General features: G+C 65.5%; 14 protein-coding genes and 1 tRNA gene. 3 read left to right on the forward strand and 12 right to left on the reverse strand.

What is annotated here, in order from left to right:
* Positions 1-23: 23 nt before the first annotated feature.
* The 3 genes from adh to sphantq_RS10695 all read right to left on the reverse strand — a co-directional run bounded on the left by adh (position 24) and on the right by sphantq_RS10695 (position 2,672).
* Positions 24-1,544, reverse strand: coding sequence for an aldehyde dehydrogenase (gene adh, locus sphantq_RS10685; RefSeq protein ID WP_272798482.1), 1,521 nt, complete (start codon positions 1,542-1,544; stop codon positions 24-26).
* Between the two features lie 49 nt (positions 1,545-1,593).
* Positions 1,594-2,040, reverse strand: a complete 447-nt coding sequence (locus sphantq_RS10690; protein ID WP_422917745.1) for a pseudoazurin — start codon at positions 2,038-2,040, stop codon at positions 1,594-1,596.
* 89 nt (positions 2,041-2,129) lie between these two features.
* Complete coding sequence (locus tag sphantq_RS10695; RefSeq protein WP_272798483.1) at positions 2,130-2,672, reverse strand: rhodanese-like domain-containing protein; 543 nt, start codon at positions 2,670-2,672, stop codon at positions 2,130-2,132.
* 81 nt (positions 2,673-2,753) lie between these two features.
* Between sphantq_RS10695 and sphantq_RS10700 the strand changes: the two genes are divergently transcribed.
* Together sphantq_RS10700 and sphantq_RS10705 are read left to right on the forward strand one after the other, a co-directional pair.
* Complete coding sequence (locus tag sphantq_RS10700; protein WP_129927542.1) at positions 2,754-3,563, forward strand: quinoprotein dehydrogenase-associated SoxYZ-like carrier; 810 nt, start codon at positions 2,754-2,756, stop codon at positions 3,561-3,563.
* Positions 3,560-4,501, forward strand: coding sequence for a quinoprotein relay system zinc metallohydrolase 1 (locus sphantq_RS10705; protein WP_272798484.1), 942 nt, complete (start codon positions 3,560-3,562; stop codon positions 4,499-4,501). The genes sphantq_RS10700 and sphantq_RS10705 overlap by 4 nt, the downstream gene beginning before the upstream one ends.
* A gap of 175 nt (positions 4,502-4,676) precedes the next feature.
* Here the strand turns inward: sphantq_RS10705 and sphantq_RS10710 are convergent, their stop codons facing one another.
* From sphantq_RS10710 to paoA, 5 genes are all read right to left on the reverse strand, one after another.
* Positions 4,677-4,967 (reverse strand): DUF1330 domain-containing protein, encoded by a 291-nt coding sequence (locus sphantq_RS10710; RefSeq protein ID WP_272798485.1) that lies wholly within the window; start codon positions 4,965-4,967, stop codon positions 4,677-4,679.
* 26 nt (positions 4,968-4,993) lie between these two features.
* Positions 4,994-7,312: a TonB-dependent receptor gene (locus sphantq_RS10715; RefSeq protein WP_272798486.1), complete on the reverse strand. Its 2,319-nt coding sequence runs from the start codon at positions 7,310-7,312 to the stop codon at positions 4,994-4,996.
* 74 nt (positions 7,313-7,386) lie between these two features.
* On the reverse strand, positions 7,387-9,591 hold the full coding sequence (paoC, locus tag sphantq_RS10720) for an aldehyde oxidoreductase molybdenum-binding subunit PaoC (RefSeq protein WP_272798487.1): 2,205 nt from the start codon (positions 9,589-9,591) through the stop codon (positions 7,387-7,389).
* Positions 9,588-10,544 (reverse strand): FAD binding domain-containing protein, encoded by a 957-nt coding sequence (locus sphantq_RS10725; protein ID WP_272798488.1) that lies wholly within the window; start codon positions 10,542-10,544, stop codon positions 9,588-9,590. Before sphantq_RS10725 ends, paoC begins: the two co-directional genes overlap by 4 nt.
* A complete protein-coding gene (gene paoA / locus sphantq_RS10730; RefSeq protein ID WP_066599045.1) occupies positions 10,541-11,167 on the reverse strand; it encodes an aldehyde dehydrogenase iron-sulfur subunit PaoA in 627 nt (208 codons plus the stop codon). Before paoA ends, sphantq_RS10725 begins: the two co-directional genes overlap by 4 nt.
* Before the next feature lie 327 nt (positions 11,168-11,494).
* On the opposite strand from paoA, the gene sphantq_RS10735 reads away from it, so the two are divergent.
* Positions 11,495-11,569: transfer RNA gene (locus sphantq_RS10735), tRNA-Gly, on the forward strand.
* A 308-nt stretch (positions 11,570-11,877) separates the two neighbouring features.
* On the opposite strand, the gene sphantq_RS10740 is transcribed toward sphantq_RS10735, so the two are convergent.
* From sphantq_RS10740 to sphantq_RS10755, 4 genes are read right to left on the reverse strand one after another with little or no spacing between them, the layout of a single operon-like run.
* The gene (locus sphantq_RS10740) at positions 11,878-13,209 is read right to left on the reverse strand and encodes an efflux transporter outer membrane subunit (RefSeq protein ID WP_272798489.1); all 1,332 of its coding nucleotides are present in this window, start codon (positions 13,207-13,209) and stop codon (positions 11,878-11,880) included.
* Between the two features lie 50 nt (positions 13,210-13,259).
* Positions 13,260-14,441, reverse strand: coding sequence for an HlyD family secretion protein (locus tag sphantq_RS10745; RefSeq protein ID WP_066599048.1), 1,182 nt, complete (start codon positions 14,439-14,441; stop codon positions 13,260-13,262).
* A gap of 14 nt (positions 14,442-14,455) precedes the next feature.
* Positions 14,456-16,123 carry an MFS transporter gene (locus sphantq_RS10750; RefSeq protein ID WP_272798490.1) on the reverse strand — a complete coding sequence of 556 codons (1,668 nt, stop codon included), beginning with the start codon at positions 16,121-16,123 and terminating at the stop codon, positions 14,456-14,458.
* On the reverse strand, positions 16,120-16,323 hold the full coding sequence (locus tag sphantq_RS10755) for a hypothetical protein (protein WP_272798491.1): 204 nt from the start codon (positions 16,321-16,323) through the stop codon (positions 16,120-16,122). Before sphantq_RS10755 ends, sphantq_RS10750 begins: the two co-directional genes overlap by 4 nt.
* Between the last annotated feature and the right edge of the window lie 134 nt (positions 16,324-16,457).

Genomic DNA, 16,457 nt, shown 5'->3' on the forward strand with positions numbered 1-16,457 from the left:
CCTTTGACGAACCGTCGACGGCTTTAGAAGAAGCCAAGCGCCTTGGGGCTGTAGCTGACCAGCAGGTTCTTGGTCTGCTGATAATGGTCCAGCATCATCTTGTGGTTTTCACGCCCGATGCCCGACTGCTTGTAGCCGCCGAACGCCGCATGGGCGGGATAGGCATGATAGCAGTTGGTCCACACCCGGCCCGCCTGGATGCCCCGGCCCATGCGATAGGCGCGGGTTCCATCGCGGGTCCATACGCCCGCGCCCAGCCCGTACAGCGTGTCGTTGGCGATGGCGAGCGCGTCTGCTTCATCCTTGAAGGTGGTGACGGCCAGCACCGGGCCGAAAATCTCTTCCTGGAAGATGCGCATCTTGTTGTGGCCCTTCAGCACGGTCGGGGTCACATAATAGCCCTCGCTCAGTTCGCCATCGAGCGATGCGCGTTCGCCGCCGGTCAGCAGTTCTGCGCCTTCATTCAGGCCGATCTCGATATAGGAAAGGATTTTTTCAAGCTGGTCGTTCGACGCCTGCGCGCCGATCATGGTGCTGGGGTCGAGCGGGCTGCCCTGCTTGATCGCCTTCACCCGTGCGATGGCGCGTTCGATAAACTTCTCGTAGATCGATTCCTGGATCAGCGCGCGGCTGGGGCAGGTGCAGACTTCGCCCTGGTTCAGCGCGAACATCGCGAACCCTTCCAGGCATTTGTCGAAATAATCGTCGTCCGCGTCCATGACGTCGGCGAAGAAGATGTTGGGCGACTTGCCGCCCAGTTCCAGCGTGACCGGGATCAGGTTTTCCGATGCATATTGCATGATCAGGCGGCCGGTCGTCGTCTCGCCGGTAAAGGCGATCTTGCTGATCCGCTTGTTGCTGGCCAGCGGCTTGCCCGCCTCCACGCCAAAGCCGTTGACGACGTTCAGCACGCCGGGCGGCAGCAGGTCGCCGATCACGTCCAGCAGCACCAGGATGGACATCGGCGTCTGTTCGGCGGGCTTGAGCACGATGCAGTTGCCCGCGGCCAGCGCCGGGGCGAGTTTCCACACCGCCATCAGGATCGGGAAGTTCCACGGGATGATCTGGCCGACCACGCCCAGCGGTTCGTGGAAATGATAGGCGATCGTGTCATGGTCGATCTCGCTGATCGACCCTTCCTGCGCGCGGACGCAGCCCGCGAAATAGCGGAAATGGTCGATGGCGAGCGGGATGTCGGCATGGGTCGTCTCGCGGATCGGCTTGCCGTTGTCGATCGTCTCGGCCATCGCGATGAGGTCGAGATTGGCCTCCATCCGGTCGGCGATCTTGAGCAGGATGTTGGACCGCTCGGTGGAGGACGTCTTGCCCCAGCTTTCCTTCGCCTCGTGCGCGGCGTCCAGCGCCAGCTCGATGTCGGCGGCGGTGCCGCGCGCGATCCTGCCGACGACCTGGCCGGTGACGGGCGAGATATTGTCGAAATAGCCGCCCTGCACCGGCGCGACCCATTCGCCGCCGATATAATTGTCATATTGGTCGCGGATCAGCGTCTTTCCCGCGAAACGCTCCATCGCCTGCTGCAGCATGTGTCTACTCCCGATTGCTATGCGTAAAAATGGAAAAGCGGCGCGGCCCTTACTTCACCTTGGCCAGCGCCGCGGTCATGCGCTTGGCGGCGAAGGGCGGCATCTTCACCGCCCTGGCGGCGGCGATGTCGGCGGGCGTCACCTTGCCCACCTGCACCAGCGCGACCATGCCCATCGAATAATGCGGCATGCATTTGATGCCGTAGAGGCCGGGCTTGCCGACGGTCAGCACCGCTTCCTTGTTCATGCCGCCCTTCATCGGCGTCGCGCCGGCGGGGAGCATGTTGGCCATGGTTTCGGCATTATGGCTGGCGTCGGTCGGCTTGAACCGGATCGTGTCGCCGGGTGCGGCCTTCACGAAGCTCGGCTCGAACACCATCGACCCATCGGCGCCCTGATTCTTCATCTGGACGACAATCTCCTTCGCCGCGGCGGGCAGCGAAAAGGCCAGGACGGCGGCGGTCAGCAAACAGGCCGGGATGCGCAGGTCAGTCAAATCACTCTCCATGGAATCGGACGGCTTTCTCTGCCGGATTGCATGGAGAGTGCGGCCACAGGGGCTGCGTGCACAATTGACCTTTGGTCCTATGGCATAGCACCGCCGGCCGGCTCGACGCGGGAAAGCGGCTTTTTCAGGTCGCTCCACCCGTCCGTTCCCTCGGCCAGCCACCAGACATTGCTATAGCCAGCCGCTTGCAAACGCTTGGCCGCATTCCATCCCATCCAGCAATCGGCGCGGCAGAAGAGGATCAGCATCGCGTCGCGGCGCCCCTTGGTCAGGCGCGCGACCCCTTGCGCGAACCAGGCGTCGATCCCCGGCGCCAGCGCGCCACGCCCGGTTTCGGGAAACCAGTGCGCGCCGGGGATGGAATCATGCGGCGCGGCCAGCCGCCAGCGGCCGTCGGCCTCGCGATGCCCGCCCTCGGCCGGCAGCACATCGATGAACAGCGCGTCGCGCCCCGGCACTAGCTGCGCAGCCGCCGCCGGGGCGATCCGGCCGACGCCGACTGGCGGCTGCCGTACCGGGGCGCGATAATAAGCGATGCGATAGCCCGCCGGGTCGAACAAAGATTCCTGCGCGATCGCCGGCGACGCGATCAGCAGGGCAGGGAGGAGGAAGCGGCGCATGATCGTCTCCGGGGGGTGACCCAAGGGCCAATGGTAACCGACGCGGGAGGAGAATAGACCCCGGCTTAAGGGAGAAGGACAGTGCAAAGGCAGGCAAGCCTTTGGGTCGCGCTCGCCCTGGTGCTGGTCGCGGCCGACGCCAGGGCGACAGCACCCGTCGATCCGCTGGGGTCGCCTATGTGGGCCGCCCATGCCCGCACCCTGTTCGGCGACGATCCGGTGCGGTTCGATCCGCGCGTGCAGGTCGATTTCCCGATGATCGCGGAAAATCAGCGCGCCTTTCCGGTGGCGATCGACGCGCGCGCTATAGCGGGCGTGACCCGCATGGTGCTGCTGGTCGATCTCAATCCCATTCCTATCGCCATCGACTATCGCCCCCTCCACGCCGCCGCCTATGTCGCAACCCGCATCAAGCTCGACCAGCGCACCCCGGTACGCGGCGCGGTGCAACTGGCCAGCGGGCAATGGCTGGTGTCAGGCGGATGGGTCGATGCGGCCGGCGGCGGTTGCTCTGCGCCGCCGGTCAGCCGGGTCAGGGGCGACTGGGCCGACCATCTGGGCGAGATACGCGGCGAAGCCTGGCCGATGGCGGACGGGCGCAGCCGGGTGCGGCTCAATTTCCGCCATCCGATGGATACCGGCTTCGTCGCCAATATCGCCACCTATCATCTCGAAGCGCTGCGCGTGAAGGGCGCGGATGGACGGACGCTGGGCGAGATGGAGATATGGGCGGCGGTGGCCGAAGATCCGGCGATCACGCTGATGGTCGATGGCGGGGCCGGGGAGGCGCTGCGGGTCGAGGCGCGGGACACCAACGGGCGCGACTATCGCGCGGCGCTGTCCGTGGCGCGGCAATCACCTGTTCCGGCGTCGATGCCGGGCGGCCGATGATCCTGTCGCGGCGATCGCTGCTCGGTGGCGTGGGGGCGTTGGCGTCGGTCCCTGCGCGCGCGGCCGGCTATGCCATCGCCCCCGAACCGATCGGCGAAGGCGTCTGGCTGGTGCGCGGAGCGGACGAGCCGATCGAGGCGGGCAATGGCGGCGCCATCGCCAATATCGCAATCATCGCCACGCCGGCCGGGACGGTGCTGTGGGACTGTGGCCCGTCCGTCCGCTACGCCCGCGCGCTGCGGCGGGCGGCGGAGCAACTGACGGGCAAGCCGGTGGTGCGGGTCTATGTGAGCCATCTTCATCCCGATCATGGCCTGGGCCTTGCCGCCTTCGATCCGTCCATCGTCGCGGCGCTGCCCGGCACGATCGATGCGTTGCGGGCGCAGGGGCAGGGCTATGCCGACGGCATGTACCGTTTGCTGGGCGACTGGATGCGCGGCACCGACCTGCTGCTGCCGGGGCGGGCGATCACAGCGTTGGAGGAGGATTTCGGCGGCCGGTCGCTGCGCCTGCTCGCTTTGTCCGGCCATAGCGCGGCGGACCTGGCCCTGCTCGATCCGCAGACCGGCCTGCTGCTGGGGGGCGACCTGATCTTCCACGACCGCGCGCCCAGCACGCCGACGGCCGATCTGGCCCTGTGGCGCGCCAGTCTGGACCAGTTGACGGCGCTGCCGCACAGGGGCGTGCTGCCCGGCCATGGTCCGTTCGATCCGGGCGGCACGACGGCGATCGACCAGACGCGCGACTGGATCGACTGGCTGGAAGCGACGCTGACCCAGGCGGTGCGGGGCGGGCTGGACATGGTCGAGGCGGGCGAGCTGCCCATTCCCGATCGGTTCGCGACCATGGCGGCGGGGCGCTACGAATTGCAGCGCAGCGTGTCGCACCTCTATCCGGGGCTGGAGGCGACGCTGCTGCCGCGGGTGGATGTGCCGTGAATGCAACAGCGAGTTGGACAGTTGTCACAGATTGACGAAATTCAAGCCGTTGTTAAATAACGGTTTTTAGGAAGTCATGCGCCGGATCTGAACACATGACTTCCTATTTTTCTTTATAAACAATCACTTATGGAATCTGGAAAGCACCGAAAAGTGGATATTTTGGGCGAAAGGGTCAATCGACGCCCTGGATGATGAAGGTCTGATAGTCGCCGCTCGCCAGCCGGAGCTTCAGCGCCTCCTGATAAGCGGGGCTGTCATACCAGGCCTCTGCCTCCTCGAAGGTCGGGAAGGCGATGATGACGGCGCTTTCGGTCGCCGGCCCATCGGTGGCGCGGGTCTTGCCATAGACGGCGAGCGGCGTGATGGCGTGGCCCGCCATGGATTTGCCGGCCAGATCGCCATAGGTGGCGAAGGTTTCGGCGTCGGAAATGCTGTTGCGGACGGCGACGAAATAGGCGGTCATGCTGTTTCTCTCCTGTTGTCAGATGGTCAGAATAGCGCTTTCACGCCGACTTGCCAGCGGCGCGGCGCGCCCGGCCCATAAGCACGCGGGTTGGATGCGCCGGGCGCCTCTTCCAGTGCGATCTCGTCCACTTCGCTGAAGGTGCCGAAGGTCGCGTAGCGGCGGCCCAGCGCATTGTTGAGCGTGCCGAACAGGCTGACGCCCTTCACCAGGGTCAGACTTGCGCGCAGGTTGACGAGCGCATAGCCGCCCAGCCTGGCCTCGTCATTGCCCTCATCGCCGACCAGATATTGGCCCGATCGCGCGATCACGTCGCCGCCGACCGACCAGCCTTTCCCCGCAAAATCGAGGTTCAGCGTGGCGCTGTGCCGGGGAATGCCGGGCAGCCGGTCGCCGCGCGCGACTTCGATCAGGCCTTCCTCGTCCGCCGAGGGATTGGCGGGGCTGGAAAGGGTCAGCGGCGCGCGATAGGTCGCGTCGGTGAAGGCGTAGCTCAGCCCCGCGGTAAGGCCGCCCCGGCTGGCGCGCACCGTTGCTTCGACGCCCTGCCGCCGCGTGCTGCCTATATTGCGGAAATAGGCGCGACCGCGAATCTCGGACGCGACATATTGGATGTCGTTGCGATTGTCGGTGCGCCACGCCGACAGCAGCCAGTCGATCGTGAAGCCGCCCGCCTGGGCATGGCCCTTCGCGCCCGCTTCCCAGCTTTTGGCGACCACCTGCTTCAACGGCGGATCGGCGACGAAGAAATTGGTCAGGCTGCACGGCGCATTTTCGTCGGCGCAGGACAGTTCGGCCGGGGTCGGCACGCGATTGCTTTCCGCATAGCCCGCGCGCAGCGTCAGTCCGTCGGAAACGACATAGTCGAACTCGATGCCGGGGTTCAGGCGCTGGAAGCGGTGGCGACCGTTCAGTGCGGTGCCGATCTGGTCCAGCATCACGATGCGCGCATGATTGTAGCGCAGCCCGATCTCGGCCGACAGGCGTGACGTGATCGGCAACCTGTCCTGCACGAACACGCTCCAATAGTCGGTATGGGCGATCAGGCCGACGGGCGCGATCGCGCCGTCGGGCTGCACGATGATGGACCCCAGCCCCTCGACGCTGCGATCGTCGGTCAGCGCGCCCAGTTCGGTCGAAGTGTCGAAACGGGTGCGGCTGGTGTCGTAGCTGAAGCCGAGTGCGAAGACATTCTCGCCCGCGCCGATCGCGCGCGTGTCGATCAGCTGCGCCAGCGCGCCCATCGCCCGCGTCGCCGTGCGCCCGCGGTTGAGCACGCCATAGCCCTCGCCGCCCAGCGAGTCGGCGATGGCATTGCCATCGGCGCCGGTCAGGACGGCCTGCTTCTCCTCGTCATCGCCGCCAACGGTTTCCAGGCAGACGAAACCAACGTCGTCGTCATCCTCGCAGCCTTCGATATCGGCGGCGTCGCCATTGACGGTGCGCAGCGTCAATTTCTGCGCATAAAGTGTCCCTTCGATCCGGGTCGTGTCGGACAGCGCGATCCAGGGGTGCAGGCTGACCCGGCCATAGCGGCTGCGGCTGTTATCGGGCCAGGTGAAGACGGCGCGCCGGTCCGCCGCCAGCAACTCCACCGGCGACACGCCATTGCCGGTCAGGTCGGTGTTCGCGCCGACGACTTTAAGGTGCAAGCCGCCGGTCGCCGTGTCGAAGCCGACATCGGCATAGCCATTATAGAGGGTGGAGGGCGAATGATCGCGCCAGCCATCGTCGCGCCTATATTGGAAGGCGCCGAACGCGCTCCAGTCGCCCCAGGCCATGCCGCCCGCGACGCTCGCCTCGGTCGTGCCGAACCGGCCGTGCGACAGGCTCGCCTCCAGCCCCGGATCGCTCAGCCCCGTCTTCGTGTCGATCACCAACGCCCCGCCCAGCGCATTGAGGCCATAGACGGCGCTCTTGTCGAGCAGACTGACGCCCCGGACCGCCGCTTCGGGCAGCAGGTCGAACTGCACCGTGTCGCCGAAGGGCTGGTTGAAGCGCGCGCCGTCCAGATAGACGGCAATGCCCTGCGCCTGCCCCTGGAGCGGGGACGCGACGAAGCCGCGATAGACGAGATTGGGCTGCCACGGATTATTCTGCGCATCCTGCAAGGTAACGCCGGCGAAATTGCGGGTCAGCGCGCCGAGGAAATCCGGACTGCCGGTCCTGCCGATGTCCGAGGCGCTCAGCGTGAGTGCGTCGTCCAGATCGACCGCGCCGCCGGGTGCGGTGACGATGATCGGCTGGCGCACGGCGTCCCCGGCATCGGGCGCCTGCGCCAGCGCCGATCCGGCTCCGATCAATGCGCTTCCCGCCAACAGCGCCGCCATCACCCTCACGCCCATCCTCCCGTCTTTTATCGCCGGGAGGCTAGGAGGCGGCGGCGCGGCGCTCCATTATACCTTGGGTCGGGCCGTCGTCATGCCGCCTGCGCTTTCAACAGCTTGTCGATCGTCAGCGGATAGTCACGCAGGCGAATGCCGGTGGCGTTGTAGATCGCATTGGCCACCGCCGCGCCTGCGCCGCAGATACCCAGCTCGCCCACGCCCTTGGCCTTCATCGGCGAGCTTTTGTCGTCCAGCTCGTCGATGAACAGCACGTCCTGCTGCGGAATGTCGGCATGCACCGGCACCACATATTCGGCCATGTCGTGATTGACGAAGAAGCCGAAGCGGGTGTCGACCTCCAGCGATTCCATCAGCGCCGCGCCCACGCCCATGGTCATCGCGCCGATCACCTGGCTGCGCGCGGATTTGGGGTTGAGGATGCGCCCGGCGGCAAATGCCCCGCCCATGCGGCGGACGCGCACTTCGGCCGTGTCGATATCGACGCCGACTTCACAGAAATGCGCGCCGAAAGTGGCCTGGGCATAGCGTTTGTCGAGATCGCCATACTCCATGCTGTCTTCGGCCCACAGCCCCTCGCGCCCGGCCAGTGCGGCGAGCGTCTGGGACTTATTGTCGAATTTCACCAGGCCATCGTCGAACTGCGCCTTGTCGGCGGGATAGCCCGCCTTCTCCGCCAGCTTCGCGCGCAACGCCATCGCCGCGGCATAGACGCCCGCCGTCGAGCTGTTCGCGCCCCATTGCCCGCCCGACCCGGCCGATACCGGGAACCGACTGTCGCCCAGCCGCACGATCACCTGATCCAATGGCACGCCCAGCATTTCGGCGGCGGTCTGGCCGATGATCGTGTAGCTGCCGGTGCCGATATCGGTCATGTCGGTTTCGACGATGACCTTGCCCTGCGCGTCCACGCCGATGCGCGCGCCCGACTTGCCGACCAGATTATTGCGAAAGGCGGCCGCGACGCCCATGCCGACCAGCCAGCGCCCGTCGCGCACTTGCCCCGGCTTGGCCTTGCGCTTGTCCCAGCCGAAGCGATCGGCCCCGGCGCGCAGGCACTCGACCAGCTTGCGGCTGGAATAGGGGCGCTGCGGCCCGGCTTCAGGATCATATTGCACATCGTTGCGAATGCGCAGTTCGACCGGATCGACGCCGCAGGCTTCGGCCAGTTCGTCCATCGCCACTTCCAGCGCCAGCAGGCCGACGGCTTCGCCCGGCGCGCGCATCGCATTGCCTTCGGGCAAGTTCAGCGTGACCAGTCGGTGCGCCGTCATCCGGTTAGCGCCGCGATAGAGCAGCCGCGTCTGCTGCGCCGCCGTTTCCGGGCTGCCGCCGGGCAGGTCGCCCGACCAGACTTCATGGCCGATCGCGTCGATCACCCCGTCCTTGTCCGCGCCGATGCGGATGCGCTGGATCGTCGCCGGGCGGTGGGTGGTGTTGTTGGGGATCTGGTGCCGGGCGATGGCGACCTTGACCGGCCGCCCCACCTGTTTCGCGCCCAGCGCCGCCAGCAGCGCGTCCGCGCGCAGGAACAGTTTCGACCCGAAACCGCCGCCGATATAGGGCGACACCAGCCGCACCTTCTCCTTGGGGATGCCCAGCGTCTTGGCGACTTCGCCTACGCCCCAGGCGATCATCTGGTTCGATGTCCACAGCGTCAGCCTGTCGCCATTCCAGGCCGCGGTCGTCGCATGGGGTTCCATCATCGCATGGCTATGGTCGGGCGTGGTGTAGCGCTGGTCGATCTTGACCGCCGCCTTGGCGAAACCGTCATCGAAATCGCCCGCCTTCGTATCGGCCGGGGTGCCAAAGCTGTCGGGCGGCATCACGCCCTTCAGGCTTTCGGCCGCCAGGTCATATTTGCCGTCTTCCGGCGTGTAATCGATCCGCACCAGCCTGGCCGCGTCGCGCGCATTTTCGAACGTGTCGGCGATGACCAGCGCGACCGCCTGCTCATAATGGTCCACCTGTGGCCCGCCCAGCAGCGGCGCGGTGTTCATGGCACCCTTGCCCAGCTTGCCGGCATTGGCGTGGGTGACGATGCCCAGCACGCCCGGCGCAGCCTCGGCGGCGCGCAGGTCCATCGCCGCGATCCGCCCCTTGGCGATGGCGGACCCGACGATCCAGCCATAGACGGCGTTGGGGGCGGCGTCGTGCCGTTCGTAGGCATAGGGCGCGCTGCCCGTCACCTTGGCCGCGCCGTCGATGCGGTCGTGTGGAATGCCGACCACCCGGCCCTTGTCGATCGGGTTGATGCCCGCTGGCGTATCGAACTTCATGCCCGTGCCTCCCGCTGGCGATAGAGGGACGCAAGCGTCCGTTCGACCAATGTCTTTTTGAACTCGTTATGATGGGTGGTGCGCGCACCGGCCAAGGCTGCTTCCGCAACGGCTTTGGCTCCGCTTTTGGCTGCTGCGTCGGCCTCTTGCGTGCGCCACGGCTTCGCGCCGATCCCGCCAAAGGCGAAGCGCGCGCTGCCATCCTTGCCGAACACGGCCGCTACCGACACCAAAGCGAAGGCGTAGGAGGCGCGGTCGCGGACCTTGCGATAGACATAGGCGCCGCCGACCGGCTTGGGCAGAGTGACCGATGTGATGATCTCGCCCGGCTTGAGCGCGCTTTCCCTGTGCGGCGTGTCGCCAGGCAGCAGGTGGAAGTCCGCGATCGGGATCGCCCGCGCCGCGCCGTCCGCGCCCATCGTGTCGACCTGCGCGTCCAGCAGCCGCATCGCCACCGCCATGTCGCTGGGGTGCTGGGCGATACAGGCGTCGCTCACGCCCAATATCGCCAGGCTGCGGCTCATCCCCTGCATCGCGCCGCAGCCGCTCCCGGCCTTGCGCTTGTTGCAGGGCATCCGCGTGTCGTAGAAATAGGGGCAACGGGTGCGCTGCAACAGGTTGCCGCCGGTCGTCGCCTTGTTGCGCAGCTGGCCCGATGCGCCGGCCAGCAACGCGCGGCTGAGCACGGCATAATCCTGCCGCACGCTCTTGTCGGCCGCCAGGTCGGTATTGCGCACCAGTGCCCCGATCTTCAGCCCGCCGTTGGCCGTCTTCTCGATCCGGTCCAGCCCCAGATGGTTGACATCGATCAGATGGGTCGGCGTTTCGATCTGCAGCTTCATCAGGTCGAGCAGGTTGGTGCCGCCGGCGATGAAGCGCGCGCCTTGAACCGAGGCCGCGGCCTTGGCCGCCGCTTCGACGGTGGAGGCGCGTTCATAGGTGAAGGCCTTCATGCCACCTTCTCCCCGGCTGCATCTCGCATCGCGGCGATGATGTTGGGATAGGCGGCACAGCGGCAGATATTGCCGCTCATCCGCTCGCGCAGTTCCGCGTCGCTGAACGCCACATCGTCCAGTTCCGCCGTCGCATGGCTGGGGATGCCCGCCTTGATCTCGTCCAGCACCGCGACGGCCGAACAAATCTGCCCCGGCGTGCAATAGCCGCATTGATAGCCGTCATGGACGATGAAGGCCTTTTGCATCGGGTGCAGCTTGTCGGGCGTGCCCAGCCCCTCGATCGTCGTGACGCGCTCGCCATCATGCATCACCGCCAGGGTCAGGCAGCTGTTGATGCGGCGACCCTCCACGATCACGGTGCATGCGCCGCACTGGCCATGGTCGCACCCTTTCTTGGTGCCGGTCAGGTGCAGATGTTCGCGCAGCGTGTCGAGCAGGCTGGTGCGCGGGTCGAGTTGCAGATGCACCTCTCGCCCGTTGACGGTCAATTCGACGGGGATCATCGCGCTTCCTCCGTTGCGCTTGGGTATAGCGGCGGCCTGCGCCACGACGGGGCTGGCTGCGGCGAGAGCCGCGCTGCCTTGCAACAGGCCGCGGCGCGTCAAATGATTGGACGACATGGCTGGTCTCCCTGTTGGTTGCTGGTCAGTACGAAGGGCGAGGGCAAATGATCCCGCCGCGGCAAGAAACTTGTCGCTACAGCCTTAGCATAAGCACGGCGCGCGCCAAGCCGCCCTTTCGCGCCGCGCATGGGGTGATTCGCGCAGCGAATGATGCGCCGACCCGACGGTGACATATTCCGTATCCGGTTAACACACAGGAAAGCTTGGGTTTTTATGCTTGTGAAGGAGAATTTCATTTTTGTGCAATTCTCCCCTTGCCCCTTTAGACAAGCGCTGCTAGTTCCCCGCCACCCGCCGAGAGGGACACATCCTCCGGCCGCCAGAGCGGGCGTAGCTCAGGGGTAGAGCACAACCTTGCCAAGGTTGGGGTCGAGGGTTCGAATCCCTTCGCCCGCTCCAGAAATCAGCGATATATCAATGGTTTCTGGGGCGCTGAGGCGAGGAAAGTTTGGGGGACAAGGCTGTCCAAGCCGCACGCCCTCTCCATATTGTCTCCAGAAAATCAACAAGGCTAACGTCTCACATCGTCGCCAAATCTCTCGATATGATCGAACATATCGGCTCTTCGCTCCATTTACGTCCTCCAGTCCGATAAACACCTTGTCTTGGTGTCCACCAAACCGGCAGCAGGCCAGTCTCCTGTTGCGAGCTCTAATCGCTCAGGTGACCGGCGCAAATCCGTCACAGGTCCACGCTAAGGATGGCTTTCATCCTCCACCAGTTTGTCCGCCAGACCATCCGCCGCCCAGCGCACGGTAGAGCGTTATGATATTTTCCAGCTGGAGCTGTCGCACGCTGATCGCGTCAAGTTCTGTAGCATAGAGATTTCGCTGGGCGTCGAGTTGCTCGATATAGGCCGCATAGCCGCCCCGATAACGATCGGTGGCCAGCGCGACCGACCGTTTCAGGATCGTGCGCCGGTTGTGCAGCCGGTCGATTTGTTCGGCATAGCGCAAGACCCCGGTCAGCGCGGTTTCGACTTCCTCGAACGCGGCGAGCGCCGCGCCGCGATAGGCAAAGGCGGCCTGATCGCGCTGCGCGGTGGCGGTGGCGACCTGCGCCGTCAGCCTGCCGCCCGAAAAGATCGGGGCCAGGATGCTGCCGCCCAGGCTCCAGATGGTGACCGGATCATAATCGGTCGCATTGACCAGCAATTGCCCCAGGCTGGCGGATAGCGCGACTTGCGGCAGGAAGGCGGCGCGGTCGGCCGCCAGCCTGGCGTCGGCGGCGGCGATCGCCAGTTCGGCGCTGGCTATGTCGGGACGGCGGCGCAGCAGGTCGGATGGCAAGGTGGCGGGTACGACCGGCACGGGAAAATCGATCAGGCTGCGATGGCGCGCCACGGGTCCGGGCAGATCGCCGACCAGCCGGCGCAGGGCGTTCTCCTGCGCGCTCAACGCCAATCTGATTTGCGGAATGGCCTGTTCGACGGCCTGATATTCCGATTGCGCCTGGGTCAGTTCGAATTGAGAGATATAGCCGACCGACGCCTGGTCGGTCGCCAGGCGCAAGGCTTCCTTGCGCGACGTCACGGTTTCCTGCGACACGAACAATTGCGCGTCCAGCGCCAGCAGCCCGATATAGCCCTGCGCCACCTGCGCGGCGACGGACAGGGCCATGGCATCGCGATCCGCCTGGCTGGCGACATAGCGCAGCCGGGCGGCATCGGTCAGGCGCGACAGTCGCCCGAACAGGTCCACCTGCCAATTGGCCTGCAATTCCGGTTGCAACGCCGTGCTGGTGGAGAGGCCCGATGCACCCGGCGCGCGCGCATATTGGCCCGCCCCGATGGCGTCGACCGCAGGCAGCAGGGCCGATCGCGCGGTGCGTATGTCGGCCTGCGCCTCCTGCACGCGGGCGGCGGCGACGAGTATGTCGGTGTTGCGGGCAAGCGCATCCTCGATCAGCCGATCCAGAACCGGATCGCCGAACGCACGCCACCAGTCGGGGGCGATGGACCCGGCAGCGGCGACCGCGTCGCGCCATGCGGCAGGCGCTACGACCGTAGCGGAGGCCGGCGGGCGCACATCCGCGGGCATACATCCCGAAAGCAGGGTCGCTGCACCTGCAAGCGCCATACAATGCCGCTTCATCGCACGCTGCCTGTGCCGGTCGCGCCGGCGGTTTCGACCCGCGTCACGACCGACATGCCGGGCCGCAGCCGGTTGGCGAGCGGCTGGCCGGGGTCGATGTTGATGCGGATCGGGATGCGCTGGACGACCTTGGTGAAGTTGCCGCTGGCATTATCGGGGCGCAAAACGCTGAATTCCGAACCCGTCGCCGGGGCGAAGCCCTCGACATGCCCTTTCAGCGTTTCGCCCAGCGCATCGACCTTGAAGGTCGCGACCTGGCCGGGACGGATGTTGCGGGTCTGGGTTTCCTTGAAATTCGCCACCACCCACAGGCTTTCGGGCACCAGGAACAGCAGTTGCGAGCCCGCCGCGACATATTGCCCCTGCCGCACGCTGGCTTCGCTCAACTGCCCGTCCTTGGGCGCATGAATGACTGTGTTGGCAAGGTTGATCCGGGCAAGGTCGCGCTGCGCCGTTGCGGTCTTGACCTGCGCCTCCAGCCCAAGGCGCGACACTGACGTCGCCTTTGCGCTTTCCTCCGCTATGCGGATCGCGGCGCGCGCCTTGAGCACATTGGCGGCGCCCGATCGCGCGGTCGCGCGGATCTGGTCGCGCTCTCGCAATGATACCGATCCGCGCAGGGCCAGGTCGTTGACCCGCTCCTCGTCCGATCTCGCGCGATCGCGCTCCGCCTGCGCGGCAAAAAGGTCCGCGCGGCGCGCCTCTATGTCGGCCTGATTCTGGGCCAGCGTCTGCGCGGCGTTGGCCAGTTCCGCCCTGGCCGCATCGAGTTGCCCCTCGGCCTGTGCCAGTTGCTGGCGATAGATGCGGTCGTCGATCCGCACCAGCGGTTGCCCGGCGCGGACATGCTGGAAATCGCGCACCAGAACCTGCGCGACATAGCCGTTGACCTGCGGCGCCATCACCGTGATCTGGCCGCGCACATAGCTGTTTTCCGTCGTCACGATGCTGCTGGTGAACGGCCAGATGCGCCAGGCGGCCAGGATGAACAATATCCCGATCAGCGCGACGCCCGCCATGATGAACACCGTCTTGCGCCGGGGCTTGATGGTTTTGGGCGGTTCCGCAACGGTCGCGTCATCGCTCGCCCCCAGCGGGTTGCCATTGGCGTCCACCAGGTCGGGCGTTGGCGCGTCATCGACCGGGCGATCGTCGCGGATGATTGGTTCGTCTGCCATGTTCCGGTTTTCCATCAGGTCGGGGCCGCCGCGCCGGTCTGCGGACCGGGCGCGGCGGGAGGGTTGTTCTTTGCCTCCAGGGCGAGGCGGATGACGTGGAGCATCGACCAGCTGAGCAGCAGCAGCGCGAGCAGGCCGTTCAGCAGGAACACGTCGTTGAACGCGCGCACTTGCGATTCGCGCGTGGATATCTGGGCCAATTGCGCGACGCCCTGCGCTTGCCGCAGCACGGGATCGGTCATGACCCGGCCATAGACCTGACCTTGCATCTGAAGCCGCTGGGCGACGACGCCGTTGGTCGGGTCCACGCCGGCGTTGATCGCGGCGGAATATTCATGCTGTCGAAACTGCTGGAACGTGCCGAGCGCAGCGGGGCCGGCCAGCCCGCCAATCGATTGGCTGACGCCGAATAATACAGCGAAACTGACAATATAATTGGGACCGTTCTTCAGCGCGCTCATCACGCCCACCAACAGCAACGGTCCCATGAACAGTCCCGCCCCGCAGGACAACAGGAGCTGGCTGAAAAACATATCATGCGGACGGGTCAGGCTGGTGGCGTTCCAGTCCAGAAAGCTGCCGATCGCGATCAGCACTATGGAAAGCAAGATTTGCGGAATGACGGTTTTCTGATTGAAAGTCAGGGCGCTTGCGCCGATCCCCGCCACCAGACCCAGTAGCATGACGGCATAAAGCGGCTGCAATTGGTCCGGTCCCATGCCCAGCGTGCGCAGCAGGCCGGTCGCGCCATAGGTCTGTTCCGACAACAGGAAACGGATGCCCATCGCGCCGATTGCAAAACGGATGGTGGAGGCGGTGCCCAACCAGCGCGTCTGGATCATCGGATTGGCGCGATGATGTTCGACAAATATGCTCGCCATGAGCAGGATGATCGCAACGATCAGCGCAGCGGCGATCCATGGCTGTGACGTCCACCATTGGGTGCGTCCCTGCGCCAGCACAGCCACGATCAGCGCCAAGGCGGGAGCAAGCAGCAGGAACGTCAGGAAATCGCGGCCCTCGAACACCTTGATGCGAATGCCAGGCGGCAGTTTCAGCGTCACCACGGCGGCGAGGCAGCATAATGCCAGCCCCGATTCAAACAGGTAAAGGGTCCGCCATTCGCCAAGATCGAGCAAGGCCGGCGACAATAGCCAGGCCAACGGGGTCGCCAACTGGGAAATGCCAAGGCCGATGACCAAACCTTGCCCCAGCTTCGCCTTGGGAAAGGCCTGCAATGTGTAGAAAATGGCCAGCGTGCTGATCGTGGCGCCGACAAACCCGCTGACCGCGCGCACCAGCAGCGCCATGGCGTAGCTGTCCGCAAACAGATGCAGGATCGTGACCGCGGCATAAAGCGGCAGGCCGATCTCCGCGAACAGGCGCAGGCCGAATTGCTGGCGGAACTTGAACAATAGCAGGCTGGTCGAGACATTGACCATTAAATAAGCTGCGGGCAACCAGGCCGCCTCGACCGGCGTGAGGCCCAGTTCCCCCTGGATGCTGGGCAGATTGGCGCTGATCAGCGCGTTGCCAAGCCCGCCCGTGATTCCCAGCAGCAGCGCCGTGGCGACATAGGCGACGCGGACCGGGCCGCTGTGGCGCGGCGTGGATGGCGACCCCGGCATCGATGGCTTTTCATCGTCGGTCCAGTTGGGAATGGGTTCGAGCGGCGTCGTCATCGTGACGCGCCGGAATCGACTGGTTGTAACCCTGAAACCAGCAGATCGACCAGACGGGCGGCCATGGCCCGGCGTTTGTCGGCATCAGGTTCTCGTGCGACGGCCCCAAGCATACCGCCAACCAGCAGCATGTCGTCGGACCTGAAGTCGCCGCGTAGCGTGCCGCCTTCGATAGCGTCGCTTACGGCCCGGTCGAACATGAGCCGAAAGCGTTGGAGCTGGCCTATCCGCTGGGCGTTGTCGGATGGAATAACCCGCCAGAAGTCCGCCAGCGAGGGATCCTTCGCAAGGATATCAGCCAGATGCAGCAGCAGAATCTGAAACGTCGCGCGAT

Origin of the sequence: Sphingobium sp. AntQ-1 (assembly GCF_028538045.1) — a bacterium.
Taxonomy (GTDB): Bacteria; Pseudomonadota; Alphaproteobacteria; order Sphingomonadales; family Sphingomonadaceae; genus Sphingobium; species Sphingobium cupriresistens.

Coding starts and splice junctions, on each gene's coding strand:
- adh (WP_272798482.1), bottom strand. CDS start 1,544: ATGCTGCAGCAGGCGATGGAGCGTTTCGCGGGAAAGACGCTGATCCGC.
- sphantq_RS10695 (WP_272798483.1), bottom strand. CDS start 2,672: ATGCGCCGCTTCCTCCTCCCTGCCCTGCTGATCGCGTCGCCGGCGATC.
- sphantq_RS10705 (WP_272798484.1), top strand. CDS start 3,560: ATGATCCTGTCGCGGCGATCGCTGCTCGGTGGCGTGGGGGCGTTGGCG.
- sphantq_RS10710 (WP_272798485.1), bottom strand. CDS start 4,967: ATGACCGCCTATTTCGTCGCCGTCCGCAACAGCATTTCCGACGCCGAA.
- sphantq_RS10715 (WP_272798486.1), bottom strand. CDS start 7,312: ATGGGCGTGAGGGTGATGGCGGCGCTGTTGGCGGGAAGCGCATTGATC.
- paoC (WP_272798487.1), bottom strand. CDS start 9,591: ATGAAGTTCGATACGCCAGCGGGCATCAACCCGATCGACAAGGGCCGG.
- sphantq_RS10725 (WP_272798488.1), bottom strand. CDS start 10,544: ATGAAGGCCTTCACCTATGAACGCGCCTCCACCGTCGAAGCGGCGGCC.
- paoA (WP_066599045.1), bottom strand. CDS start 11,167: ATGTCGTCCAATCATTTGACGCGCCGCGGCCTGTTGCAAGGCAGCGCG.
- sphantq_RS10740 (WP_272798489.1), bottom strand. CDS start 13,209: ATGCCCGCGGATGTGCGCCCGCCGGCCTCCGCTACGGTCGTAGCGCCT.
- sphantq_RS10745 (WP_066599048.1), bottom strand. CDS start 14,441: ATGGCAGACGAACCAATCATCCGCGACGATCGCCCGGTCGATGACGCG.
- sphantq_RS10750 (WP_272798490.1), bottom strand. CDS start 16,123: ATGACGACGCCGCTCGAACCCATTCCCAACTGGACCGACGATGAAAAG.
- sphantq_RS10755 (WP_272798491.1), bottom strand. CDS start 16,323: ATGTTCGACCGGGCCGTAAGCGACGCTATCGAAGGCGGCACGCTACGC.